The organism is Cohnella sp. WQ 127256, assembly GCF_024519285.1.
Taxonomy (GTDB): domain Bacteria; phylum Bacillota; class Bacilli; order Paenibacillales; family Paenibacillaceae; genus Cohnella.
This window is the reverse complement of the sequence record NZ_JAMZCY010000007.1, coordinates 111,176-137,983: the sequence shown is the minus strand read 5'-3', so window position 1 is coordinate 137,983 and position 26,808 is coordinate 111,176. Positions and strand designations below refer to the sequence as shown.

Below are 26,808 nucleotides of genomic sequence, written 5' to 3'. Positions count from 1 at the left end.
CCTGATTTACTTCGTATGGTAAGCCCTCCCTATGTCTGAAGCGCTCTGCTTATTGACACCTAGCATATAGTGTCCAAGCTCAATTTCGCTCACAGCTGATACGTTCTCGATGTAGGCGGATATTTGCCCGTTATGAAGAACAATGATGCTGTCTGAAAGCTTAGTCAGCTCGTCCAGGTCCGCAGATACAAGCAGCACTCCGCATCCGCTATCACGAAGCTCAACCAGCTTATTGTGGATGAATTCCGCAGCGCCGACATCTATGCCACGGGTAGGCTGCTCAGCAATGATCAGGCGGGCGTTCTGGGTAAACTCACGAGCAACGACTACCTTCTGAATGTTGCCTCCAGATAGCATACTTACCTCGGTTTTGGAGGAACCACACTTAATTCTAAAATCGGACACGAGCTTTGCGCTTAACTGAGCAATCTTAGAAGCACTAAGGAGCTTGCCCGAATAAATGGATGGATCATTGATTTTTGTCGATATTAGGTTATTTTCTATACTCATACTAGTCGCGACACCAAGTGTCATCCTATCGCTAGGAATATAGGACATTCCCCGCTCTCGCAGAGAACTGATTTCCTCATTTTTAATAGAGCTTCCGAACATTTGAATCTCTCCACTGTCATATCGCTTTAAGCCGGTAATCATCTCGATAAGCTCATCTTGACCATTACCCTCTACACCTGCAATACCAACAATTTCGCCAGCTCTAACGGAGAACGTGACACCGTTCACAACAGGAACGCTGTTCCTGTCTTTCCACTTAACATCTTTAATCTCCACAAGGTTTTCCTTAGGCACAGCAGGAGACTTAACGATATGGCCTGAGTATCCTCCACCAATCATCATCGAGGATATTTCTTCCTCACTTACGTCCTCCGTGTTCACGGAAGCAACCAGCTCACCTCGACGCATTACACTAACTCGATCTGTCAACTGCTTAATCTCGCGCAGCTTATGGGAGATGAAGATCACTGTAAAGCCTTTCTCCTTCAAAGCTTTCAATTGAATAAAGAGCTCAACCGTTTCTTGAGGGGTTAGAACTGCAGTCGGCTCGTCGAGAATCAGAATTCTCGCACCGCGATATAGCGCCTTTAAAATTTCTACCTTCTGCTTAATCCCTACTGCAAGCTTACTAGCAGGCATATCGAGATCAATCTTCAAATCAAACGTATCTGAAAGCTCCTGTACCTTTTTTCTAGCTGTCTTACGGTCGATAAAAGCTTTTCCCATAGGCTCAAAGCCCAAAGTAACATTCTCAGTAACGGACAACGAAGGGACTAGCATAAAGTGTTGATGTACCATCCCGATTCCAATAGCCATGGCATCCTGCGGAGATTGAAAGGATACAGGTGTACCCTTCACAATAATCTGACCGCTATCCGGTTTCTCCAGTCCGAACAGTACCTTCATCAGAGTACTTTTTCCCGCACCATTCTCACCTACCAGAGCATGGATTTCCCCCTCACAGACGGAGAAGTTAACACGCCGATTGGCATATATTCCATTTCCATACACCTTGGAGATTTCATTCATCTGTAATATATCCATCCGATTTCCTCCATTCCGCGGCGGCAGTCATTCAATCCTCTCCTCCAGTGCCATGAGATAGAGAGAATACTGAGATTGAAGAAACAGAGAGGGAGATCACGACACGATTCCCTCTCTGTTCTGAGATTCTATCTAAACTACGGTTTTACGGAATTCTTGAGAGCATTGAACTCTTCCGGCTTAAGCGTAAAAGCGGAAAGGACCGCTGTCTCACCATTTTCTATCTTTGCTTGAAGCTCTATAATCTTATCTCTCATCGCCTGCGGAATAACGGACTGATAGATTTCGTTGTCAGCCAGACCCACAGCTTTTTCTTTAATCCCTAGTACATCAACCTCGCCGTACTTCAGCGTGCCCGCAATATGCATTTCAATGGAACGGAGCAGCACGTTATCAATATTTTTCAAGACGGATGTAACGATAAGCTTAGCTGTATCGGGATTAGTAGCCTGCATAGACATAGCCTGATCCGCATCTACACCTATTGCATAGACATTAGAAGTTTTCGCTGCATCGATCAGCCCTAAACCAGCTTGTGCTGCTACATTAAAGCCTACGCTTGAACCCATCTTGAACTGTGCGAGAGCAAGCTCCTTAGCTTTAGCTGTATCGTTAAAGTCATTAACATACGATATGGCAACCTTAACATCCGGCACCACATCCTTGGCACCTTGGATATATCCTGCCAAGAAGTCATTAATTACAGGGATATCCATACCTGCTACAGCACTGATAAGCTTTTTCCCATTGCTGTTAGGAAGCTCAGTCGTACTCGCAACAGAGGCAGCCAATGCACCTGCAAGATAGCTCGCTTCATTCTGCTTAAACGTGATGGAGTATACATTTTTAAGATCGCCTTTGCTGTAATCCACAGCGGAATCAAAAATAATATATTTCTTATCCGGATATTGAGGTGCAACTCTCTGAAGGATTTCCTGCATCTGCCATGTGCCTACGATGATGACATCGTAATCCTGATCAGAAATATCTAGAAGCGTAGGCTCCCATTTTGTATTATCAAAACCCATTTCGATAACCTTAGTTTCACTACCTATCTGATCTTGGACGAGCTTCATACCATTGTTAGCCGAATCGAAAAATGATTTATCACCGAGGTTACCGTTAAGCAAAGCCACGACCTTAGGAAGGTCTTTCCCCTTATCCGCAGCAGCAGGCGAGCTCTTACTTTCCTGTGGGGCTGTGGAGCCTGTTGTAGCAGCTGGGGTGTCGTTCGAACCGCAAGCAGTAAGTGCGACAAGCATCAGAACAATTGCAATAACGGTTAAACGAATCTTTTTCATTGTTTTTCCCCCTGATTTTAATTAGCACATTCGGTTAATTTTTTGATATATATGGTTTTTTCATGTGCTCAGCAATCATGTCCACGAATTTTTCACGGTCTACCTTCATGGAAATATAGCAGTTCGGCTCATTACCTGTAATCCCCCACAGATCAGCAACCGTTTCACCCAGAGTAAGCGGATCGTTAACCGAAATATCCAGGAACACCTTCTGAAATTCGACTAGGCTTTCATCTATTAATACCCCTATGCATAGCGCATCATGGATCGGACAAGCTCTAAATCCAAAATGCTTGACATGCGTATCCGCAAAGAAATCCAAAAGCCTCGCTACGATATCTGAAACCTTATCCCCCTGTGCTCTTACACGTTCAATATCTTCCTCATAGAACACGGCTTTCATAGAGATATCTAGCGTATTCAGATAAATATTACATCCGCTTGCAAACACAATCTTCGCTGCTTCAGGATCCACGTAGATGTTAAACTCAGCAGCGGAGGTGATATTACCTGGATCGACAACCGCACCGCCCATAATGACGATTTTTTCAATTTTATCTTTAATATCCGGAGCCTTAATCAGTGCCATTGCGATATTAGTGAGCGGGCCTGTTGGAACCAGAATAATTTTCTCTTCTGCTTGACGAAGAGTTCGGATAATAAAATCTACCCCGTGTTCTTGCTCGATAGGCGTTACCGGATCAGGAAGCGTAGGACCACCAAGACCATCCTCACCATGAATAATTGCACCTGTAAGTCTGTAAAGATCACGCATCATCGGAGTGGAACACCCAGCGTACACCGGAACATCGAAAATATCCGCATAATCCAATATTTTTCTAGCATTTCTAGATGTGTTTTCTAGCTCGCTGTTTCCGGCAACGGTTGTGACACCCAGAATCTTTATTTGATCAGATCTTGATGCGAGCAACAACGCAATTGCGTCGTCATGACCTGGATCACAATCCATAATAATTTGTTTCATTTTTAATAACCTCCAGTTAGTTGTTAGCGCTTGCAATTAAGGAAGCAAGCTACTAATTCAAGTTGTTAAAGTTGTAAGAAGATTTGGCAAGTAGTTGCTTCTGCTGGGGAGTAATGAATATCTTCCCCCTACTGATACCTATCATTTTCTCAGCTTTAAGTCGGGTTAAGCATCTGTTTATCGTTCTTACACTCACTCCGCAGGTTTCGGCTAACTCTTGACGGGTCATAGCCAGACGACCGCATTCTTCGGAATGAATAAGCGTTGCGATACGTACGATCGCATCATATTGCATATACTCGCTAACTTCCATTGATGCATCGCGGAGCTTCTTCGCAAGTACCAGAACCATAATTCGGCAAGCTGCATGATCTGAATCTATCCATTCTACAAAAGCATTTCTTGAAAGGACGAACACATCACAAGAGGTATAAGCGCGTGCACTATACTTCATGGTGTTCTCATGAGAACACGCTTCCATTTCTCCGATAGTGTTTCCCGCACCAACAAACACAACCCTAGCTTCGTTGCCGCTTGCATGATGACTTGATATAACTGCAGTACCTTTGCAGAGGATGTACACGTGTGTAACGTTAACCCCATGCTCGAATATTTGTTCCCCCCTTTTCAGATTTATCATTTTTGAACCGGCCCATATATTCTCCGGCATTCCAGCAATTAGATCTGCAATGATCGGATAGCGGCTCATTATTTCGGACTTGTTTTCCATATCCAAAAATCACAACCCTTTCATAATCCGTCACATTTCTCTTTTTTTCTTTCCATTTTTAATAATTACAAAATATGTATTATTTATTAAATAATTCAATTTCTTATTTCTGAAATCATCATACCACAGTCCTTTTACTGAAAAAAAGGACGTTTGTCCTCTTTTTAAATTTAAGTAAAAATATTAAATAAAGTTGATAATATTACACAAATAAACTTAAATAATGTTGATCATATTACACAAATAAACAAAGAAAGAAACCGCACGGAGTGTTGTACTCGCATGCGGTTTCTTTTGGAGTTCCGAAAATTTTATTGCTGTTTCAGCAACAATCCCTTATGCCCGTTTACGGAATAAAGCAATCAATAACGCAAGCACACCTGCTACTAAGCCTGCAATAGCGAAGGACAGCGTCAACGTATCACGCCCACCATCGTTATCAGCTTCTTCTTCAGCAGCTCCGCTAGTCGCTCCATGACCATCTCCAGCACCTGTTGCCGCAGTTACCTTCGTAACAGATGCAGGCTTATCGGCATCTGCTGCTCCTGTCCATTCCACAACTTCGCCGTCCGAGTAAGTTTGATAGGCTTTCCATAGAAGCTCCTTAGCATCATCTGCTACTTTGCCTTGCATCCGGAATTCACCAAATTCTGTTGCGCTAAGACCTTTGCCTGTAGCTTTCCATGTCACAGTCGTGATTTTGCCATCTGCATTTTTCTCAACCTCGTAAGCCCAATCGAACTTAGGCTCGAAGCGACTTACGTTTACATTGTCAGGGATCGTAACTTTAACTTGTGTAGTTCCAGACTCTTTCTCCGTCGGCACGCGAACTGTGAACACTTGATAAGATCCAGCAGGCACTTCTGATGGCTGAACGCTTACGTGAGCACTAGCCAGTCCTCCGAAGCCAATGGACAGTATAAGGGCAAGCACTAGCATTAAACTTTTCTTCATGGGATATTTTCCGACCTTTCTCGTTCAATAGTTGATAACATCCCCAAGTATAACTTGAACTAACATTTTACGAATGACTCGAAAGAGCCATCTTGAATGATTCTATGTGACAAAATGTTGGCAATCTGATGTCTTAGCTGCAAATTGGCTACAGTCGCGTACCAGATATCTCTAGTCCTTCATCCCCGCTTCACCAATTCAACGACCGTTCGGTCTCCCCTGCGTTCAGCTAAGAATGTCCATCCTATTGATTTCGCACGATCGCGAACCATGCGGAGGCCGAATCGGCCAGTCACAGCCCATGGATCACCATTGAATCCTATTCCATCATCCTCAACCGTACAACGGAAGCCGCCTGTTCCATCTGACTCTCCAAGAACGTACACATGAGATGCATTAGCATGCTTGCGGACATTGATTAGAGCCTCTCTCACACAGGCATGAAGCTCTACCTTTTCCTTATCTGATAAGCTTCCATCCGGAATACTCCAGCTAAATTCTGCATGTGCTTCTGTCAGCTCTGCAGTCTCGCCAAGCAGTTCACGCAAGGGGACGACCCAGGCAGCCGTTATGGGGGAAGGAGGCTGACGAAGATTAGCAATCGCTTGCCTAACATCGTCGTGTATGACTCTTACCGTTCCTCTTAAGCCTGCTGCTAGCTCTTTCACTGGCCCCTCACTTTTCATTCCATCTAACTGGTCAAGCTTCACCGCGAGCAGGAATAACGATTGTGAGATCCCATCATGAAGCTCTCTTGCCAAGCTTTCTCTTTCCTCCAAAGCGGCGTTAGCTCCCTTTTCCCTCTGCAAAGCTTGTTGAGATTGCTCCAGTCGGGAAAAGAGGCTTCTCACTAACGTCAAGGTTACCGCGAGCACGATAAAAGGAGCGAGTAAATTTCCTAGCTCCATAGATAGATATGGGAGCAGGAATGCATGACGAACATATTCCCACAAGCCAATTGTAAGCGTAGGAATGAGCAGAATTAGCCATTTGATTTTTCGGTCCTTCTTCTGGTTATCCATAGTCATGCCTCTCCCTAGTTAGTAAATCCGATAAGTTGTTTCCACGACCCTCTCCGTATCTTCGGAGTCCGTTACCCTAATTTGAGCCATCCACTCACCAGCGAAAGGAAGATAGGGTCCTTTCACACGATAAGTCGATTTCGTATAGTCTGGGAATCCATCCTGATCCTCGTCCTGATAGGCTTCCAATGGGACATCTATGAAGCCCATTCCTTCTTTATCGAGCGGCAGCATTCGCAATTGTACGATTTTCGGCTTACCCTCACCCGTTTTTTCCGGCAGCCATATTTTCAAGTTAAACTGGTTATCTCCTGGGGTGTTAGGTGTCACTCTTAATGTTACGTGCATTTCTGTCCCCATTTTATGAAAATTCAACGGGTTGTTCGCGGGTAGAGGGCTTTGGTAAGTTAGGACTCCAACACTTATCACAATGGCAAGGAGCAAGCCGACATCGACCTTCAGAAGACTTCCACGAGGGAGATCGCCCTTCCTGAGACGAAGCCGGATCAAGAACGCAGTGACCCCGACGAGTAGAGATAGAGTCGCTTTGGCAATTAGCCATTTGCCCCAGTTTGTGTAGAACAAATACTCTAAGGAAGGTAAGAAGTTCAGCGTCGATAATATTCCTGTTACCCACAATGCGATGAATGAAATGAGCGCCCACTTCGAGAACACGAGCGCGAATCTTCCCGCTTCAGGTCTATCCTTATACCAAATGGCGAGTAGAAGTACTAGCCCTCCACTCCATAGGGCAGCAGCTAACAGATGCAGGAAGTCTAAGCTTATCGTATAGGATATCGGATCGAATGCTGCCGCATGACCGGACCATGCTTCTAAGAATAGGGCGACAACGACCCAGAACAGGCGGGCGATCGAACCAAGTGAAGCCAGCATGGGTGCGACAATGGCTAGCAATAGTCCAGCTGCATATAGCTTACCAATTGTTGTCTCCATCAGGATGCGCCCCCACTCGGAGAGCGGCTCCCCTTGACCCAGATCCCGTAAACTAAAAAATACATAAGCCATCGTAGCGAGCAATGCAAATTTACCTGCTAGCGCTAAGGAACGCTTGTGCACCTCACTGAAAATCGGTGAAGCTTGACGCAATAACCCCCACAACGCAAGTCCCGCAACCGAAAGAAGTCCCGCATAATATAAAATCCTTGCCGCGTAGAGGAGGAAAGCTTGCTGATCCAAGCCTGCTCCCCCATGGTTATGAGAATGTCCGATCTGCTGATGGGGATCCAACTGACTGGCATCAGGTAATGGATCCGGATTCCCAACAGTAAATACGTAGGCTCCGGATATCGGGTGACCATCCGCGGATATGACCGAATAGGAGACGGTATAATGACCCTCCCCTAGCTTTGGCAACTCCATTCTTATTCCTTTATTTTCGTTAAACATTTCGAGTTTTCCCTTGGCAACATTACGCGAAGACTCGTTTAATACGAGGAGCTTCGAACCCCCAGTATCTAGTCTCTCGTTGAACAAGACTTCAATCATTGGCGGGCTAGTATCCAATTGGCTGTTCGCGGGCGGCGTCGTTTGCTCCAATACCGCATGGGCTTCAGCCTGTCCAACAACGCCTACTATAGAAAATAAGCCTAAAATAAGCAATAGTGTCAAACGCGCCATTTTCCTACCCCATTGCGCTCTGGAAAAGGGGTGAATCTTACTTGAATATGTCATTAAAGCGACCTCCTGCTATATCTATTAAACGATTGCCTCGTGATCTGGACTGCTACACTATCGTACCTGATCACGACTACCTCTTCAACTCTACCGAAGCTGAGTCGTCTTCGTACGGTTGCCCACGCGTGATTTGGCCCTCTGAGATAGTATGCTGGACCCTGTTACTGCATTCGATCTTATATGCTACCTGCGAGATGACCATCTATAACAATAAAGAGGAGCTAACTCCCAGATCTGTATAGATCTTCAGAGTTAGCCCCTCTTCATTGCTTAATCGGTTGCCGCTGCATCCTTCTTCGTCTTATCTATTTCGAACAATTCAAGAAACTTAACCGGTGAAACGGGCTTGGAGTAAAAGTAACCTTGTGCCTCCTGACATTTCAATCCCTTCAGGAAGGCCACTTGGCCAGCACTTTCTACCCCTTCTGCCGTTACAGGCAAATTCAAATTACTTGCCATCGCTAGAATGCCGGATACAATCGCTGCATCATTGCGATCTGTTAACACATCGTTCACGAATGAGCGATCAATCTTCAGCTTGTCGATGGGGAACCGCTTCAAGTAATAAAGCGAGCTGTATCCCGTACCGAAGTCATCAATGCTGATCCGAACGCCGAGCTTCTTAAGTCTCTCAAGCATTTCCGTCGCGAACTTTACGTCTGCCATAATGCTTTCCGTTATTTCGAGCTCTAGCCATTGCGGTTCCAAGCGAGTTTCCTCTAGCACCTTAGCGATACGTTCACACAGATCATGCTGGCGGAATTGGCGAATGGATAAGTTAACCGACAATATGATAGGAGAATAACCTTTATCCTGCCAAGCTTTCATTTGAAGGCATGCGTTACGAAGCACCCATTCACCAAGCGGTAAAATAAATCCGTTTTCTTCACTCAGTGGTATAAATTCAGATGGTGGAATTTCCCCTCTATGGGGATGGCTCCACCTTAATAAGGCTTCAGCTCCGATAAGCTGCTCATGCTCTAAATCTATAAGTGGCTGATAAGCCAGATGGAATTGCCCCAGCTCAAGTGCGATACGTAAATCGTTTTCTAGCAGTAGCTTCTCCTTCGCCTTCAAGTTCATTTCAAGCTCGTATCTCTGCCAGCTATTACGAGTCTCTTTGGCACTATACATAGCTGTATCCGCATTTTGTAGCAAAATATCTAGAGAATTTCCGTCATCTGGGAAAAGGGCCATCCCAACACTCGTTGAAATGTGGAAGGAGGAAGCTCCGACCTTAATAGGCTCTTCAAAGAGATCTACTAACCGCTGAGCAGTTTCCTCTGCTTCCTTTTCCCCTCTGATGTCACTAATAATAACTGTAAACTCATCTCCACCTAGCCTGAAGACATTTTCCGGCTTGTCCGCAAATTTTAATAAACGTTCAGCAACCGCAACAAGCATTCGATCACCAAAGGAATGCCCCAGTGAGTCGTTAATCGTTTTGAAACGGTCCAAGTCCAGCCACAACAAAGCAAACCTGCTATTTCTAAGCTGAGCACGCCCCATCTCCGCTCTCACTCGATCAGAAAATAAGCGACGATTCGGCAAAGCTGTAAGCTCGTCATGATAGGCTAAATAATTCATGCGAGCTTCTGTTTTCTTATGTCGTCTATAGGGTGCTTCAATAAGTACAAAATAAATTCCTTTAAGTAAATAATAGTACCCAACGATCTTAAAACCATCAGCGAATAGATTTTCTACTGAGCCTTGCCCCGGTCCTAATATCTCTTCAATTTTAGCCAATAACAGCCAAATGATTCCCTGCACGATTGTAAGCATCGACTCAGGTCGTTCAATCCGATTACGATACAGGATAATACTTATTGTAGCTATGTATAGAAGCAGTGTTGTTATCTGTTGAATAGGCTCAATCATCTCAATGACGGAATGATTCCATTGCTCTGCATGAAATACAAACCATGAAACGACTGAAACTAAAAAAATAACGGGTACAATCGCATAGACTCGGATACGAGGCTTGACGATCTGATTTTTTAAGGAGAAGACGACGAGGAGACCAAGTGCTCCCAAGCACTGGGCTGCGCAATGTAACAGAACGCTTGGCGTATCACCAACTGAAGAGTCATATAAGGGCATACCTGGGGAACTTAGCATATGTAATAAATCTAGTAGTCCTACCACAGCGAACAAAGCCGCAGTCATAAGCCGTTGTCTGCATAGCGTAGGAACGAAAACCATCCAGCCAAGAATGACTAGAGCAAAGCAGATCGCAAATCCGAATACCTCCAAAACGGTTTGTAAGACAACAAGATTAATAGGAACAAAAGCTTGTTCAAACCACTCATATCCTATGTGTAGGCTACTAAATACGATAGCAGCAGCAATAATTACCCCTATTGTTTTCATTTCGGCACGATTGGTCAACATGAAATTGCCTCCGACAAAATACCTATTCTAGGTAGAAAGACTCTTCTTATTATTCCACATGAATAGTTGGTTTCCTGCTTCCGAAACGCTGATTACGACAATATTTCGACAAAATTCGTCCGTAATAAACCCAATTTCTGGGTATCTGTCGTCATTTTCTGCTACTATTAGCACGGTTTCGCAACTTAGTTTGCAAACTTTTTCACTATAACGGTACAATTACTACAGAAGTAAGGGAGGAATAGATCAACATGGAAACATACGACTTGGCTGAGCTCGTCATTGCACAAGCCCCTCAATCTTGGAGCCTCGCATTCTCAAGTGCCAAACTCATGATCATTAAAGATCACGGTACACTGCAATGGTTTATTGATATCGATGGAGTTGTTGATGTGGAGCTTCTACATAACTTTGCGTTGTCAGATCACATTGGAATTGAAATGAGAGCGATAGCAATCGGCGGGCTTCAGTTGGAGGGTAAAGGACATTTTCATCCCAATCCCCAGCATAACGCTGCCGCTATTCGTGGAGATGGGCCATTAGAAGGGTATGCGCTTTAGCGGAGGTGGTCATGTTTCGTGGAAAAATGGATAGGTTGGATAGTTAAGCTACGCTGGATTATTATTTTGGGCTGGCTCACGATGGCTTCTCTCTCCTTCTTTGTTTTACCGGATCTACAGTCTATTGTAAGGAAAACGGAACAGAGATTTTTGCCACCAGAAGCCGAATCTGTGCAAGCGACACAGCTGCTACAGCAAATCAACCCATCCGCTCATTCTCTTACAAGCGCTGTAATCGTGCTCTTCCGAAAGGAAATGCTGCTGGATAGGGATAAAGAATGGCTAGAGCATCTTCTTAGGGACATCGATAACCGCAAACAAGAGCTTAATATCACTAGCGTGCAGTCCGCTCAAACACAACCAGAGCTTGCCGACAGATTGTTAAGCAAAGATGGCTCGACGTTAATTGCCATCGTTAATCTGCCTCATGCTGACTTTGACGATGCGACAAAAACAACTTTAAATAAACTCAAGCTTTTACTCCATGACGCTCCAGAAGGATCCACAGCCGTATTAACTGGGAACGCCCCGCTATCTCAGGATTTTCAAATATCCTCCGAAAGTGGTTTGCGACGCACCGAGGTCATTACGATCGGATTAGTCCTTCTTATCTTACTAATCCTGTTCCGCTCACCTGTCACTCCGATCATTCCCTTATTAACGATTGGGATTAGCTTTATTCTATCGCGAGGTTTAATTGGGTTGTCCGCTAGCTTTGGTGTGCCTGTATCCCATTTTACAGAATCATTCTTGATCGCTGTACTATTCGGAGCTGGCACAGACTATTGCATCCTTATGATCCAACGATATCGCGAGGAGCTCCGAGCCGATAATCAAACACAGGCTGCGATGGCCCGAATGATGAATGGAGTAGGAAAAACAATTATATACTCCGCAAGCACCGTCTTTACTGCCTTCCTACTCATTGGCTTGGCAGAGTTCGGCTTATTTCGGTCTGCGGTCGGTGTATCTATCGGCATGTTAGTCACTGTCGTTGCGGCGTTAACGCTTGTTCCTGCCCTGTTGCTAGTATTTGGCAAAGCGATTTGCTGGCCTAATCGTCTAGGAAGATCAAAGGAGCATGACGACAAACGATTATGGGGGAAGTTCGCTTCGATAACCTCAAAGCGGTCACTCATTATCCTGCTCACCGCTATGATCCTACTCGCTCCATTAACTTTGCTCTTCCAAGGAAAACGCTCGTTCGATGATATCTCTGAAATCAACCCTCAACTAGGGTCTGTCATCGGCTTCCGTCAGGTGGAGAAGGCGTTTAGCTCAGGAGAAGTGTTTCCTGTTACTGTAGCCATCACTTCTACTCAATCCATGCGTACGAAATCGGGACTTGCGGCTCTAGAGCAGGCTAGCTCCGAGCTTACGAGGACGGATCAGGTTAGAGAGGTTCGCAGCGCGACTCGACCACTCGGGCACAAGCCAGAGAAGCTGACGATTCCTGGACAGCTAAAGCAGCCAAATATCGATATTGGGGACATTATCAAATCGATTATTAACGAACAACAGTCACTGATTGAAGGGTTAAAAACAATCGCGCTCGGTGCAGCACCATTAAGTCAAGGTCTCGTCGGAATCGTCCCCTCTATCCGGCTATTGGAAGATGGTTTTAGTAAGATCATAGCTTCACAGCTTAGCAATCTGATTCGAGTCACTAATCCAGATGAGGGAGTCTCGGAAAACGGGACTGCTGCAGAGTCTTCGAACACTAGCTTATCGCAACAAGCTTTGGACTTTTACATTTCACCAGATGGGTTAACGACGAGGTTCGAGCTTATTCTAGAATCCAACCCTTATTCCGATCAAGCCATGGATTCCATTCCGATGATTACGCAGCAACTGAGAAAAAGTTTAAACGCAACATCACTTGCTTATCCGGAAGTTTATAGTACAGGTGTGTCAGCCAAATACAATGAGCTTCGTGGAATATCTTCCCGAGACTTTATCCGCACGGTTATTTTTGTACTCGTAGGGATTGCCATCGTGCTCATGCTGTTGCTTCGCTCTATTATTGCCCCCCTATATGTGTTGATCTCGCTCGGATTCAATTACCTGATTACAATGGGGATTACGGAGTTTATGTTTGTGAGGATAATGGGTTACCCCGGTCTTTCGTGGACGGTTTCTTTCTTTATTTTCCTGATCATCGTTGCTCTGGGCGTTGATTATAGCATCTTCTTGATGGCCCGCTTCAAAGAAGAGCATCGCACCGGAGAAGTTAAATTAGCTATGACCAAAGCAATGAGAACGACCGGAGGCGTGATTAGCTCTGCAGCAGTCATTATGGCAGGCACCTTCGGTGCGCTCAGTTTTTCAGGTGTTGACACCCTTGTGCAAATCGGAGTAGGTGCTGTCATTGGTTTACTTCTATATGCTACGCTGTTCATGGCATTCATCGTTCCGGCATTTGCATTCCTGCTTGGAGAAGCGAACTGGTGGCCTTGGTCTGCTCGTCACAAAGAATAATAGGGACTAACTTCGATTGCCTACAACAATTCTACCCTCGATAAATCGCATGAGCGCCTCAAGCTCCATATGCTGAATGTGCTCAAGCAAGCCACGGGGATGCCCTTCGTCGATATAATTTTCTTGAATGGCAACTGCATTTATAAATAAGTAAGGATTCCAGCTTCCCTGTGAGGACATTTTGTCGAATACATCCCTTAAGGGTCCTTGAGAAATCTTTTGTTCCCTTAAGAACCTTGTCGTTCTTATTTGGAGGCTGTGGAATGCAGGATGATCACCTGCATGATGAAACCAATATTTCGCGTTGTCATAGTCGCCTTCTCGCCGGTGTATGATCCCATGCAATGCTGATCCAGTTGAAGTCATTAAGTGCTCTACGAGAACATGCGCCGCACTCAAGCTGTCATTCCATAGATGGAGCGCAGCTTTCCACGCTCGCGCCGACTGGTAGCCATCAGGGAGCCCATCTCCCAGCTCCGCTTCTGACAATGCTGCAATTTCTACATCCAAGCCGGGATGCCAGATATGCTCTGGAGTTAATGGCGGCAATCGTTTACGGTTTTCCAATTGAGAAATCAACACTTAACCCCCTCCAGATCTACCACCATTTTACAAAACAATAGCCCACAGAGCGAATTTTGTCGAGTAATAGTTTCCAGATGTTGCTATATAAAGTCAATTCGTCAATTTCCACATGCAAAAGGAGCTAGCCCAGTCACAATGACTTTAAGGCTAGCTCCTTACTATTGGTGTAATTATTTCTTATTTATATACTTCCGGAGTCGTCATCTTGTCATAAAATTCAGTGAACAGATCACGTTTATCCGAAGCACGCCAGCCCATAGCCGAACGTGGATGCTCATCTAATGTTCCTGTAATCATATCAGGGATGAGATAACCCCATTCTTCCTTCTCACGTAGCTTGATCATATGCTTCTCGATCATGCCAAGCACTGGACGCAAGCTGTAATCGGGACGAGTAAGCTTAGCAAGCAATAGCTCAGTAGGAGTGTTCCCAGCAGCACGACCCATTCCATAGACAGAAGCATCCAACAATTCAACACCCAACTGAGCAGCAGCTAACGTGTTAGCAAATGCCAATTGCAAGTTGTTATGCGTATGAACGCCTAGTCTTTTGTTCTTAAGGGTACGGCGGAATTTCTCTACCAAGAAGCGCATATCATCAGGATCCAAGCTTCCGAAGGAATCTACGATGTATACGACATCAATTGGACTATCATTGATCATGGCTAACGCTTCATTTAACTCATTGTCCATAACGCTGGACAGAGCCATGATGTTAATCGTCGTCTCGTAGCCACGTTCGTGGAACAAGGTTCCAAGCTCGATTGCCTTAGCCGTATCACGCGCGTAAGTAGCCACACGAATCAAATCCAACATGGAATCGCTACGTAGTAGTACGTCAGCTTCGTCTACACGACCTACATCAACAAGTGCAGAAAGCTTCGTATTTTTCTTTTCTTTAATTACTGTGCGCAGGAAATCATCATCTAGAAATCTCCAAGGGCCTTCTGTACCTTCGCTCTTCAGAAGTCTAGAAGAATTCTTGTAGCCAATCTCCATGTACTCCACACCCGAGGCATTTAATGATTCGTACAAATCCTGTACGAACTCCACGCTGAAATCCCAATTGTTAACGAGTCCTCCGTCGCGGATCGTGCAATCCACGATTTTACAATGGTTCGTCTGGTTATGTACCGTCATTTCCGTTGAATCTCCTTTTCAAAAGTGCTTGTGTCAGTTCGAAACATAATGATTACTAGTTTACATCAAACTGTATCTCTGCGCTACCATCAATAGTGGATCTTTGTGGCAATTATGCAAAATGAAATTCGATATCTTCACCGTCGCTATCAATCTTCAGGCTCTTGCCCTCGAGAAACCAAACATCTTTGTTTTCCATATAAAATGTAACAAAGTCAGTGACTGTAATAACCGCAGCATCATGTGGGGTGTCTCTCGTAATCCCGAAGGCAAAGGGTGCTTCTCCGCCACTCACATACCGAACGAATACACGAATCATTTCACCTTCAGTAAATCCCCATTTCCCTTTGAAGCATGACAGCGCGGAAGGCGTTACAATCAGTTCCATATCCAACACCTCATCTTTCAATTTTGGGTACTATTCTATTTTACACCAAATTAAGGCATTTCGCTTCCGCGTGATGTTATGTATAGATGATACCATTCTTCACGAGTCAAGGTAACCTTGCCGACTTCGCCGCAGGCAATAATCCGTTCCGGATTAACCGTTCCAATCACTGGTTGAATATTGGACGGATGACGCATCAGGAACGCAAGCACAATGGCTTCTCTTGTCGTATCTTTTTCCTCAGCCAAGCGAGCGACTAACGCAGCTGTTTCCTTAATCTGAGTGCTTTCCTGAGACAAGTCCTTGCCACTAAATAGTCCTTTTGCAAGCGGGCTCCAGGCTTGAAGCTGCACCTTATTCAAGCGGCAATATTCAATCGTCCCCTCGGGAAACGAGGATTTCTTGCCCGCTTCTTGGTTCACATGAACGACAGAATCCAACCAATCCAGCTTAAGCAAGCTAAGCTCCAATTGATTCGCGACAAGCGGCTCGTCCAAGTAAGCTTGCAGCAGCTTCATTTGTCCCTCGCTCATATTGGATACGCCTAAACTTCCAACCTTACCTGACGCTTTAAGCTGATGGAAAGCTTCTGCCACCTCCTCCGGCTCCGCCAAAGGGTCTGGTCTGTGCAATAACAAGATGTCTAGCTTCTCGATTCCCAATCGGGCGAGGATATCGTCTACGCTAGAGAGGATATGCTCCTTCGAGAAATCGAAGCGCGTACGAGGGTAATCATCCGTTCCTTGTCTAATCCCACATTTAGATTGTATAACAATCGTATCTCTGAGCTCCGGGCGCTCCTTCAGCACTTGTCCGAAAATTTTCTCCGCTTTACCCACTTTATATATATTGGCATGATCAAACATATTAATTCCGATTGATAGCGCTGCATCTACGGCTTCATGCGCTTGCTTCAGATGCTCTGCAGTGAGTGGATCCTTGTTCCAGGCTCCGCCTAGACCCATGCAGCCCAATACGAGCTGACTTGCCGTAAATCCATGTTGACTTAAAGGCAGTATTTTACTCATCTTATCGTACCTCCCGGAATGTTCACTTATGATGACTCCTCATCATTATATCGAATCGAATGCATAAGCAAAAGAAGAATACCTAGGCATTTATATGGCCGAGACGATTTGAAATGTTGAAATCCACCTCCAGAACGTAAATTCGAAGCCAACAGGCTATCCCGTCAAGAAAGCAGCAATTGACCAAGGCTAAAAAAAGTTGGCATAGGAATGGACCCTCCTGCACCAACTTTTTTCATTTTTGGACAACCCCTAATGGTATTCATCATTAAATTAAAGCCGCTAATCCTATATTAATTCGAGGCTTCTACTTAGTCTCATCTATCTCCTACCGGATAGCCTAACCGATGAGTGAAAGATGATGATGTGACGGATGACTTGACTCTATCCTTATTCCCGGATGCCGTTACCTTCGACAAGGTTTGGGATAGCTCCGTAAACCACTGCTCATCCCTTGTGGCTAAAGCAAGGTCAATCAAGCTTTGAATTGCCTCGGCATCGTCCAGCGAATACGTAGGAAGCTTCCTCAACCAACGGTCTCGCACAACGACAGATTTTCCCACCGACTCGACGTTATCTGACTTCACAACAAACACCGTCGCCACTCCTTGTTGATCATCAATGGCATCTACAAAGCCTTGTATTAATTCCCCATTTTTTGTTTTGGCCATTACCCACTCGCTCATTTCAACTTTCATCTTCTACACCACCTGTCCGGAAATTTGGTTTCAATATAACTGTAATAAAAAACTTTACAGTTTGGTTAAAAAAATGGACGATATGCATGATTACCTGCTGTCGTCCAATTCCAAACCCTTACTGTAATAATATGCGTTACAGTTAGTTTTGTCAACTTGCTGTAATAACTAAGCTTGAGATTTATAATAAATCGACTGGAAATCCCGTGAGGATTTCCAGCCACTTTGGGATGGAGTAGACCATTGTAGGTTTTGATTCTTATGAAGTTACTTTACCTCTAGCAGCCGCAAAATAATCACGATCGCTTCTGCCCGCGAAGCTTCCGCCTCAGGCGCGAACTTGCCATCGCTACGTCCTTGCAACGCACCCGACTGTCTGAGCGCTTCCACCGCGCCTCTCGCCCAAGTCGGAATACTCGCATCGTCAGCAAAACCGGATGCCGTTGTAATCGGCTTGATCCCGAATGCTCTTGCGACCATAACCGCCAGCTCCGCGCGAGTAATGTGCTCATTCGGCCGGAAGCTGCCGTCTGAATACCCGTTGACGATACCCGCATCCGCAGCTCGCGAGATGGCTAGCTTCGCCCAAGCACCGAAGCCGTCAGCATCGGTGAAGCTATTTTGTCCTTCGCCTCTCCCTTCCGTTCCGATCGCCTTCATGAGCAGCACGACGAACTCCGCCCGCGTCACCGGAGCATCAGGTCGGAATGTACCGTCCGCATAGCCATTAACGATGTTGATCTTCGCCGCTTGCTGGATCAGCTTCTGTGCCCAATGTCCGGCAATGTCACTGAACAAGTCAGACACGGGTTTCGGTTCAGAGGGTGCAGCTTCACGTGTAACGACGATGTGGTACGTTTTGATCGTGCCATCCTCTGCTTTGACAGCAATCTCAATGTCATTCTCTCCGACTTTAAGCCCGATAGATTCACTAGCTTTGTCATTAGACAGAGGCTTTCCATTCACCCCTATAGCAGAACGGGAATCCTGTCCTTTCGTCGTAAAGGTGATTTGGTCGACGTCATGACCTACCTGAACGGAATATAGCGTCACCGCGGGCGAGAACGCGGGCGATAGCTCTCCTACCGATAAGACTAAGCCGCTTAGAGAATTGTTGCCTGACTTAGAATATCCACTGGAACCGCCGCCAGGTCTCTCAGCCGCAGCACGCGTTATCGTCACCGCATACATACTCGTTGTACCGTCTTGCGCGGTGACCGTTACTTCGATCCGATTATTCCCCACGCTAATCGGTAGCACTTGCGACTCCACTCCACTCCTCAGTGGAATCGGACCTAGTACAAGCTCGCCTCTGACACCATATACACTCGCCGCCACACTGGCGTTACTTTCCGCTACCGTCGGCGTGACCGTCAATGATACTACACCATTTCCTAGGCTTGTCCCATAGCCGAATGTATCAGGTTCGAAGAGCAAAGTTCCCTCAGATAGCAACAACCCGCTTAATCTCGCGTTGCCACTGCCTGCACGATTCACCGTCACTGCATAGGTGCTCGTCGTCATTCCGTCTTGCGCGGTGACCGTTACTTCGATCCGGTTATTCCCCACACTAATGGGTATCAATGGTGACTCTATTCCACTCGCTAGTGGAATAGGACCTAGTACAAGCTCGCCGCCGCCATATACACTCGCCGCCACACTGGCGTTACTTTCCGCTACAGTCGGTGTAACCGTCAACGACGCTACCCCATTTCCCACGCTTGTCGTGTAGCCGAGTGTACCAGGTACGAAGGCAAGCGTTCCCTCCGATAGCACCAACCCGCTTAACTCCACATTACCACTTCCTGCACGCGTTACCGTCACCGCATACATTCTCGTCGTACCATCCTGCGCAGTGACCGTTACTTCGATCCGATTATTCCCCACGCTAATCGGTAGCAACTGTGACTCTATTCCACTCGCTAGTGGAATAGGACCTAGTACGAGATTGCCGCCGCCTCCATATACACTCGCCGCTACACTCGCGTTACTTTCCGCCACCGTCGGTGTAACCGTTAGCGATGTTACACCATTGCCCATGCTTGTCGTATAGCCGAATGTACCAGGTACGAAGGCAAGCGCTCCCTCCGATAGCACCAAGCCACTTAATCCCGCGTTGCTACTTTCCGCCCTAGTTACCGTCACCGTATAGGTCTGTTTCGGTGTTCCACCTTGATCGGCGATCATCACCTCAATCGGGTTATCTCCTACATTGAGCGAAAGTGGGCTGCTCATCTGGCCGCTAGTTACAGACTCCGCCGCACCGCCATTAACCCTCACGGTCACGATGGCAGTCGGATCAAACACCGTTGGTGTAACCTTTATGTTCTCCACACTGTTTGCGACACTCGCCGTATAGGTGGTTGTGTTTGATGTGAATAGAGGGTTCAAGCCACTTGTCGAGAGGTTGAGATCCCATAAATTATAGTTATTTAACGAGCTCTGTATCGGTGTTGAAATCTGATCGCCTGAAGTACCGTTCCCGAGTTGACCAAATCTATTAAATCCCCAAGCCCAAAACGTTCCATCACTTTTTACCGCTACATTGTATTCGTTTCCTGCGGCTATCGCGTTGATTCCACTCAACCCTGTTACTTGTACAGGGGTACTCCGATCACTTGTTGTACCGTTCCCGAGTTGACCATAATAATTATATCCCCAAGCCCAAACCGTTCCGTCGCTTTTTAACGCTACACTGTGAAGTTCTCCTGCAGCAATCGCAGTGACTTCACTCAACCCTGTTACTTGTACAGGGGTTACCTGAGCATATGCTGTGCCGCCGTTCCCGAGTTGACCAAATCTATTAAATCCCCAAGCCCAAACCGTTCCGTCACTTTTTAACGCTACACTATGAGAAGTTGCCTCAATAGCTTGGACTCCATTCAGTCCTATTACTTGTACAGGGGTCCTCCGATTAATTTCAGTGCCGTCCCCGAGTTGACCATATTCATTATATCCCCAAGCCCAAACCGTTCCGTCACTTTTTAACGCCATACTTTGAGAACGTCCTCCCTCAATAGCTTGGACTCCATTCAGTCCTATTACTTGTACAGGGGTACTCCGATCAATTTCAGTGTCGTCCCCGAGTTGACCAACTTCATTAGATCCCCAAGCCCAAACCGTTCCATCGCTTTTTAACGCCATACTATGAGAAAATCCTGCGGCAATCGCGGTGACTCCACTCAACCCTGTTACTTGTACAGGGGTACTCCGATTAATTCCAGTGTCGTCCCCTAGTTGACCATAATTATTATTTCCCCAAGCCCAAACCGTTCCATCGCTTTTTAACGCTAGACTGTGAGTATTTCCTGCGGCAATCTTGGTGACTCCACTCAGCCCTGTTACTTGTATAGGGGTACTCCGATCAATTTCAGTGTCGTCCCCGAGCTGACCAAAAGCATTACCTCCCCAGGCCAAAACCGTTCCGTCGCTTTTTAACGCTAGACTGTGATAACCTCCTGCAACAACTTGAGTACTAGGAACGAGTGCAGTCGCGCCCGCCTGTTTCAAGGGAGTCAGCGTCCACACTATCACCAAACCTAATAGGATCTTTAATGCCCTCTTTAATACCCGATGCATAACATCAACTTCCTCTATATCCCATATTTACGACAATTATTTAACTATAACTTACTTTTCTTGTTTCCGAACCCAACTAAAGTTGGTATTTAAACAGAAAGAAGGCCGAGAACCTTATCCTCCGGGCTCCTAGCCTTCCTACTATAATAGATTCCATTCCTTCGCCCGCGACACGGCCTGTACACGGTTCTTAGCCTGCAGCTTCCCGTAAAGCTGATGGATATACTTCTTGACCGTCCCCGAGGAAATATACAGCTGCCCAGCAATTTCTTCATTGGATAAGCCTTCCGCTATTTTCTGTAGTATTTCCTTCTCCCTACTGGTCAGCATGTCAGTGGAAGGATTCCCTCCCGACCCACGATCACTCAATCCCGATGATCCGCTCGCTTCCATCAACGTCAGCAATTTCTTCGCATAGGTTACTAAGCCGTCATCCTCAATCGAATGATCCGTCAGCCAACGGGAGAGTAGCTCCGCAAGCGGTTGCCCTTCATCAAGAAACAATCGGATGAAGTCCTCCGGTTCCGCCAACCGACAAGCTTGCTCCAGTGTCCGCATCGCCCGGGTCCAATCTGCTTGTCCCTGATAACAAATCGAGAGCAAGAGCAGAATCTCAATTCGACTCGCTAGTCGATCCGTTCTTTCCGCTTCATTCCCCAGTCGGATCAGCCACGAGACAGCTTGCTTTCGCTTTCTCTGCGCCATAAGAATACGAGCCAAAGTAAGATGCTCAAATTCTCTCGCCACGCTTGGTTGGTCCGTAATCCGCACATGACGCTGCCCAGCCCACTCTGCTGCCGAATGAATATCCCCTTGAGCAAGCTGCATTCTGGCTTGTTGGGCTTCCAAGAGCAATTGCCAACGCGGAGATTGGCTTGTCTGCATCTCACCAATCGCCCTTAGGACAATTTCCTTCGCTTGTTCTTCCAGTCCCTCGGCTTGCTTGATCTTGGAAAGTAAAATATACGCGGGCACAAGAACAGATGGATTGTTTGCAAAATGTCCACTATAAAGCACTTTCTCCACAGCTTGCTGCGCTTCAGGTATCCGATTCCACTCATATAATAAATCTGCTAAGAGGATAAACCCGTTACCCCCGAGGCTTGCGTGTAAGATTCGCGATAGCTTCTCATCGGCAGACACCTTAGCAGATAGATAAGCAATCTTACGCAGTCTGCCGCCAAACCCAATAGGTCCTCTGTATAGAAGCGCATCCCCCAAATTTACCACGTTAGCAATTGAACCGTGCTTTTCCAATAGGTGTAGGTTATTGGCCGATTGCATCATAAAGGAGTCGATATCCCCTGTGTAATAAGCGATTGAATTGCGGTATAGACGTATTTTCTCTTGCACGGTCTGAACGATATCCGCTGAAAATAACTCCGGCTGAGATTTCAATAACTGCTCAGCTCGATCCAAGTATTGCTGCGCTTCTGCCGTACGACCACGGGCAACCTTATTCCCTTCCTGGAAGAAGAACAAGTTAGGATGACGGATGACGCTTTGCAAAGGCATGTCCTCCAACCATTGCAGCAAGTTGGTTTGTTCGCCGTTCTGAATGATATTCGGTAAATAGGTTTCCATATATTGTCCCGCAGCGTCAAACTGCTTCGCTTCCATAGCATGCCGAATCGCTTCCATATAAAAGCCTTGTTCACCAAACCAAACATAAGCACGACGATGCAGCTCATCCTGATGCTTCATACCCAACAGCTGACGCGACCGGTTTCGTAGCATCTCGGCGAACAGATGATGATAGCGATACCACGTCCTCGTGTCGTCTTGCGGGATAATAAAGAGATTCGCTCTCTCCACATAAGCAAGCAGTTGCGCCGATTCTTCTGAGGTCGTTACAGCTTCGCACAATGAAGTCGATAGTTGCTCTAGAATACTCGTTTCCAGCAAAAACGTTTGTACTTCCTGCGGCTGGCGAAGCATCACTTCATCGATAAGATAATCCAGAACATGTCGGTGATTACCCGAGAACGCTTGAATATAATGCGCCTGGTCATCCCGTCCTATAAGGGAATGGAAGGCCATAATCAACCCTACAGCCCAGCCTTCCGTTCTCTCCTCCAGCAAGACAGCCTCATCGTGGGATAGCTTGATGTTCGCAGTCTTAAGCTGTAGCTCTTGCGTTTCCTCCAAAGAAAACCGCAAATCTTGATTTCCTAGTTCTGTAATTTGACTTCTGGCTCTTAACCGAGATAACGGTAGCTGAGGAGCCGTTCGGCTGATTAAGATGAGATGTACAAACGTGGGCATATAATTGAGCAAATAAGCAACACTCTCGTGAATGTCGGAGCTCTCGATCAGATGATAATCGTCTAGCACAAGAGTAATCGGCCTCGGAATCCGGTTCAGTTCATTCAGAAAAAAGGATAATGACGATTCTATTGAAAGACTACCGAAGGAATGGAAAATCGGTAATGCCTCTTCGGCAAAGCCAGGGTGTGATTGCCCAATAGCAACTGTCACATAGGTCCAAAAGCGTACGAACGCGTTATCGCCACGCTCCAAGCTCACCCATGCAACATCGCGGGTGCTGTGATGGGTCCAGTCGCTAACTAGCGTCGTTTTACCGAATCCGGCTGAAGCAGACACAAGCGTTAGCTTCTGATGCGTCGATTGATCTAGCATCTGAATTAATCGTAAGCGCTTTACATAATTCGTAGTTAATGGAGGGATGTACAGCTTAGAGCTTAGGATCTGATTTTCCGCGAGAAAGCGATTTTTACGATATTTGGAAATGGAAGATAGTTTATCATTCATTGGATCAACCTTTTCCTCTAGGATACGACAAATTTCTTATTAATTGTAACTTTATTACAGTCGAAGTTCAATCAAAGTCTTCTATTATACTTATTTGGAGCTTCGAGATTTGAACACAAAAGGAGCAAGCACCAGCGATAACAGCAAGAGTACACCGCCAGCTATCGTAGCCACCCCGTAAGTCTGTATCCATAAAGGACCTGTCGATATTTCATCGTACAGCCATCCACCTGCAATCGGACCAATGAAGCCTGCAATCCCTGTAAGTGCAGAGAACACCGCTACATACATCGGTCTTTCCGATTTTGGAGAGTCTCCAATTAGAAAGTTGAACACAAGCAGGTTATAGCCAGCCACGCCGAAGCCTAGCAGAATATGAACAACAATTAGCACAAGCATGACAGGGACAATTGCAATCCCCGCCCACATCACGCAGGAAGCCGCTATCAGCGGGAATGTCCATAATAACAACGTACTCGTTGAATATCTGCTATTCAGCACACCCCAATAATAATAGCTAAGCATCATAATCAAATTTTGCAGCATAATGATTAAGGTTACTCTGCTGGCACTTAGATCAATGATCTCAAGCATAACGTAAGAGAAGAGCGGAATAACCGTATTCTGCACAAGGATAAACAGGGATATGAACAATGTCGCCGATAGGAACCGCCGATCCGCGAACGGTCGAATAAACATCCGCATGGACCTTCCACTCTCCGAAGGCTGGAACGGTGGATTCGGGTAGCGTGATAGTGCCCAACCATTCCAGAAAACGCAAGCAGCGCTTATCGAGAAAAGGATAGTAAACCCATGTACCCCTGGAAACCACTCCATGATCTGGCCGCCCACGAACAACGTGATACAGACGACTGCCCAGTGAATTGTATTACGTATCCCAAAGTATTTTCCTCTAACAGCAGGTGGTACAACATCGGCCATCAAGGAAGTCCAGATTACTCCACCTGCTTGCCCGGAGATCATACAGCTTAACCAGACCGCGATATATACGGGAATCCAAGCATCCTCCGTAAACGTTAGCGGAATGAGTCCTGTGCTTACCCATAGCGTTCGATGGACAATACCAAACAAGGCAACAAAAAACCGACGATTCTGCCACGTTTGCATGGCGAACGCAATAAAAATCTGCACGAGTAGGGCAAAGGGAGGAATAGCCAATACTAACCCGATGTGGAATGCTGTAAAACCCAAGTACGATAAATAGACGGTCTGCAAAGGACCGCCTATCAAATTCGCTAATATATTCGCGGGTATACCCTCTATTAACGAAATTCGTAAGCCTCTCCGATTATCCGACTCCATTTGTCGGGTTGTTAGCGTTTGCTTAACTCCTCGGATCAAGTTGCTCATATGATGTTCCCCCAAGTTGTATTGGTTCCCTTTATATCATTTATTACTTTTTGGTTACTTAACCCAGATTCTACTCTTTCAAGTCCACAAAAGGCAAATAAATCATAAATTCTGTTCCTTCATTTAATTGGCTCTCCACATGAATCGTCCCACCATGATTACAAATAATACGATAGCTTACGGACAGCCCTAAGCCTGTCCCTTCTATCTTCGTCGTAAAAAAGGGATCAAACAACCGATTTAACGTCGTCCGCTGCATCCCTTTGCCATTGTCCTTAATTGAGATTAACGCATATTTGCCCTCTTGTTTTGCAGAAATATCGATTCGACCTTTTCGTTCATCGTTTAATTCAAATATGGCATCCAATGCATTATTAATAATATTAAGTAGCACTTGTTTAATCTGCTTCACATCAACAGCAACGGTCAAAAAAGGATCAAAAATTTCATGCTGAATTTCGCACCCTTTCATATGTGCATCACTTTCCGATAGCAGAATCGTCTCCTTTAGCAAAAGTCCTACGAGAACCTTCTGTTTCATAGGAGCGGAGGGTTTGGAGGAATTCAGAAACTCATAAATAATATCGTTGGCTCGATCAATCTCGGAGAGGATAATCCGACCATATTCTTGCTTCCCAATCTCATTAAGATACGGGGCAATTAATTGAATAAAACCTCTAATTGAAGTGAGCGGATTCCGAATTTCATGTGCAATGGCTGCGGCAATTTTACCAAGCATAGCGAGCTTATCATTCTGGAATGCAGCTTGTTCGATTTGCTTGTACTCGGACACATCTTTAACGCTGATCAAGTAATCCCCATTCAGTTCCTCAATCTGCGATATCGTAACAAGCAGAAATCGACCATTCTCACTTTGAAATTCAGCATTATACCGACGATTTCGTACCATATCCTTGTATATCCGCACAAAGCTTTTTCGATAAGATCGATTGAGATTCCCGTGAAAAAACAACTGATATAGGGTACTCCCAATTAATGATCTACGGGGAGCTTGGAGCATTCTCGACATCTGAACGTTCAGGAATCGAAGGTTGCCCGCGCTATCGAATAAGGCCACGCCACTATCCAGATGCTGGAGAACGGTTTCAAATTTATTCGGATACTCCTCTTCCATCTGTGCCAAGTGAATCGCGCTCGTACTCAGACGTAGGTGATCGACTTCGGATTCTTCCCTTGCTGCAGCACCTTCAGGAAGACGTAATGAAATAAGCAGCTCAGTTATAAACATGAGAGAACGGTGCACTAATGATATCCGTTCTTCGGGTTCAGCACAGGAAAGAAGAAATTTCACACTCTCTTCATGATGCTCAAGAATGTCATCCGTAGGCAACTCCCTGAGTTCAAGCCATAACTCCTTAGCATCTAGACGAACAATATGTCCCTTGCTTCGAACAAATTCAGCAAGAATCGGAAAATATCGTGTTCTCCAGCTGTCCATTCGAGCACTCTCCCATCACTAGAACAGCAACGAAATCAAAGTTCAAATCAATCAAATCATAGCCATTAATTAGCAGCACTGTCAACGGGAGAAGTTGTCGAGCAATGACGAATTG

19 protein-coding genes are annotated in these 26,808 nt (G+C 45.8%); 2 read left to right on the top strand and 17 right to left on the bottom strand.

From position 1 onward, the window contains the following. Nucleotides 1-6: 6 nt before the first annotated feature. The 8 genes from M1K58_RS20755 to M1K58_RS20720 all read right to left on the bottom strand — a co-directional run bounded on the left by M1K58_RS20755 (nucleotide 7) and on the right by M1K58_RS20720 (nucleotide 10,635). Nucleotides 7-1,557, bottom strand: a complete 1,551-nt coding sequence (locus M1K58_RS20755) for an ABC transporter ATP-binding protein (RefSeq protein ID WP_256760799.1) — start codon at nucleotides 1,555-1,557, stop codon at nucleotides 7-9. A gap of 137 nt (nucleotides 1,558-1,694) precedes the next feature. Continuing rightward, a complete protein-coding gene (locus tag M1K58_RS20750; RefSeq protein WP_256760798.1) occupies nucleotides 1,695-2,858 on the bottom strand; it encodes a BMP family ABC transporter substrate-binding protein in 1,164 nt (387 codons plus the stop codon). Between the two features lie 34 nt (nucleotides 2,859-2,892). Continuing rightward, entirely contained in the window at nucleotides 2,893-3,843 is a 951-nt protein-coding gene (locus M1K58_RS20745) for a nucleoside hydrolase (RefSeq protein ID WP_256760797.1), read from the bottom strand. A gap of 52 nt (nucleotides 3,844-3,895) precedes the next feature. Beyond that, on the bottom strand, nucleotides 3,896-4,573 hold the full coding sequence (locus M1K58_RS20740) for a Crp/Fnr family transcriptional regulator (RefSeq protein WP_256760796.1): 678 nt from the start codon (nucleotides 4,571-4,573) through the stop codon (nucleotides 3,896-3,898). Between the two features lie 336 nt (nucleotides 4,574-4,909). Further along, nucleotides 4,910-5,527: a YcnI family copper-binding membrane protein gene (locus tag M1K58_RS20735; RefSeq protein ID WP_256760795.1), complete on the bottom strand. Its 618-nt coding sequence runs from the start codon at nucleotides 5,525-5,527 to the stop codon at nucleotides 4,910-4,912. A 179-nt stretch (nucleotides 5,528-5,706) separates the two neighbouring features. Next, complete coding sequence (locus M1K58_RS20730) at nucleotides 5,707-6,549, bottom strand: sensor histidine kinase (protein ID WP_256760794.1); 843 nt, start codon at nucleotides 6,547-6,549, stop codon at nucleotides 5,707-5,709. A gap of 18 nt (nucleotides 6,550-6,567) precedes the next feature. Next, complete coding sequence (locus M1K58_RS20725) at nucleotides 6,568-8,241, bottom strand: copper resistance CopC/CopD family protein (protein WP_256760793.1); 1,674 nt, start codon at nucleotides 8,239-8,241, stop codon at nucleotides 6,568-6,570. Between the two features lie 273 nt (nucleotides 8,242-8,514). Beyond that, nucleotides 8,515-10,635: a putative bifunctional diguanylate cyclase/phosphodiesterase gene (locus M1K58_RS20720; protein ID WP_256760792.1), complete on the bottom strand. Its 2,121-nt coding sequence runs from the start codon at nucleotides 10,633-10,635 to the stop codon at nucleotides 8,515-8,517. Nucleotides 10,636-10,886: 251 nt separating this feature from the next. On the opposite strand from M1K58_RS20720, the gene M1K58_RS20715 reads away from it, so the two are divergent. Together M1K58_RS20715 and M1K58_RS20710 are read left to right on the top strand one after the other, a co-directional pair. Continuing rightward, complete coding sequence (locus M1K58_RS20715) at nucleotides 10,887-11,195, top strand: hypothetical protein (protein WP_256760791.1); 309 nt, start codon at nucleotides 10,887-10,889, stop codon at nucleotides 11,193-11,195. An 18-nt stretch (nucleotides 11,196-11,213) separates the two neighbouring features. Then, nucleotides 11,214-13,673 (top strand): MMPL family transporter, encoded by a 2,460-nt coding sequence (locus M1K58_RS20710; protein ID WP_256760790.1) that lies wholly within the window; start codon nucleotides 11,214-11,216, stop codon nucleotides 13,671-13,673. Between the two features lie 6 nt (nucleotides 13,674-13,679). Here the strand turns inward: M1K58_RS20710 and M1K58_RS20705 are convergent, their stop codons facing one another. From M1K58_RS20705 to M1K58_RS20665, 9 genes are all read right to left on the bottom strand, one after another. Beyond that, nucleotides 13,680-14,255 (bottom strand): hypothetical protein, encoded by a 576-nt coding sequence (locus M1K58_RS20705; protein ID WP_256760789.1) that lies wholly within the window; start codon nucleotides 14,253-14,255, stop codon nucleotides 13,680-13,682. Between the two features lie 180 nt (nucleotides 14,256-14,435). Further along, a complete protein-coding gene (locus tag M1K58_RS20700; RefSeq protein ID WP_256760788.1) occupies nucleotides 14,436-15,398 on the bottom strand; it encodes an aldolase catalytic domain-containing protein in 963 nt (320 codons plus the stop codon). Nucleotides 15,399-15,510: 112 nt separating this feature from the next. Next, nucleotides 15,511-15,786, bottom strand: coding sequence for a HesB/YadR/YfhF family protein (locus tag M1K58_RS20695; protein WP_256760787.1), 276 nt, complete (start codon nucleotides 15,784-15,786; stop codon nucleotides 15,511-15,513). Between the two features lie 50 nt (nucleotides 15,787-15,836). Continuing rightward, nucleotides 15,837-16,814 (bottom strand): aldo/keto reductase, encoded by a 978-nt coding sequence (locus tag M1K58_RS20690; protein WP_256760786.1) that lies wholly within the window; start codon nucleotides 16,812-16,814, stop codon nucleotides 15,837-15,839. Between the two features lie 317 nt (nucleotides 16,815-17,131). Then, entirely contained in the window at nucleotides 17,132-17,512 is a 381-nt protein-coding gene (locus M1K58_RS20685; RefSeq protein ID WP_256760785.1) for an IDEAL domain-containing protein, read from the bottom strand. 267 nt (nucleotides 17,513-17,779) lie between these two features. Continuing rightward, on the bottom strand, nucleotides 17,780-21,091 hold the full coding sequence (locus M1K58_RS20680) for an RCC1 domain-containing protein (RefSeq protein ID WP_256760784.1): 3,312 nt from the start codon (nucleotides 21,089-21,091) through the stop codon (nucleotides 17,780-17,782). 141 nt (nucleotides 21,092-21,232) lie between these two features. Further along, nucleotides 21,233-23,863 carry a winged helix-turn-helix domain-containing protein gene (locus M1K58_RS20675; protein WP_256760783.1) on the bottom strand — a complete coding sequence of 877 codons (2,631 nt, stop codon included), beginning with the start codon at nucleotides 23,861-23,863 and terminating at the stop codon, nucleotides 21,233-21,235. A gap of 90 nt (nucleotides 23,864-23,953) precedes the next feature. Next, nucleotides 23,954-25,234 carry an MFS transporter gene (locus M1K58_RS20670; protein WP_256760782.1) on the bottom strand — a complete coding sequence of 427 codons (1,281 nt, stop codon included), beginning with the start codon at nucleotides 25,232-25,234 and terminating at the stop codon, nucleotides 23,954-23,956. 70 nt (nucleotides 25,235-25,304) lie between these two features. Beyond that, nucleotides 25,305-26,693 (bottom strand): ATP-binding protein, encoded by a 1,389-nt coding sequence (locus M1K58_RS20665; RefSeq protein WP_256760781.1) that lies wholly within the window; start codon nucleotides 26,691-26,693, stop codon nucleotides 25,305-25,307. Nucleotides 26,694-26,808 lie beyond the last annotated feature (115 nt).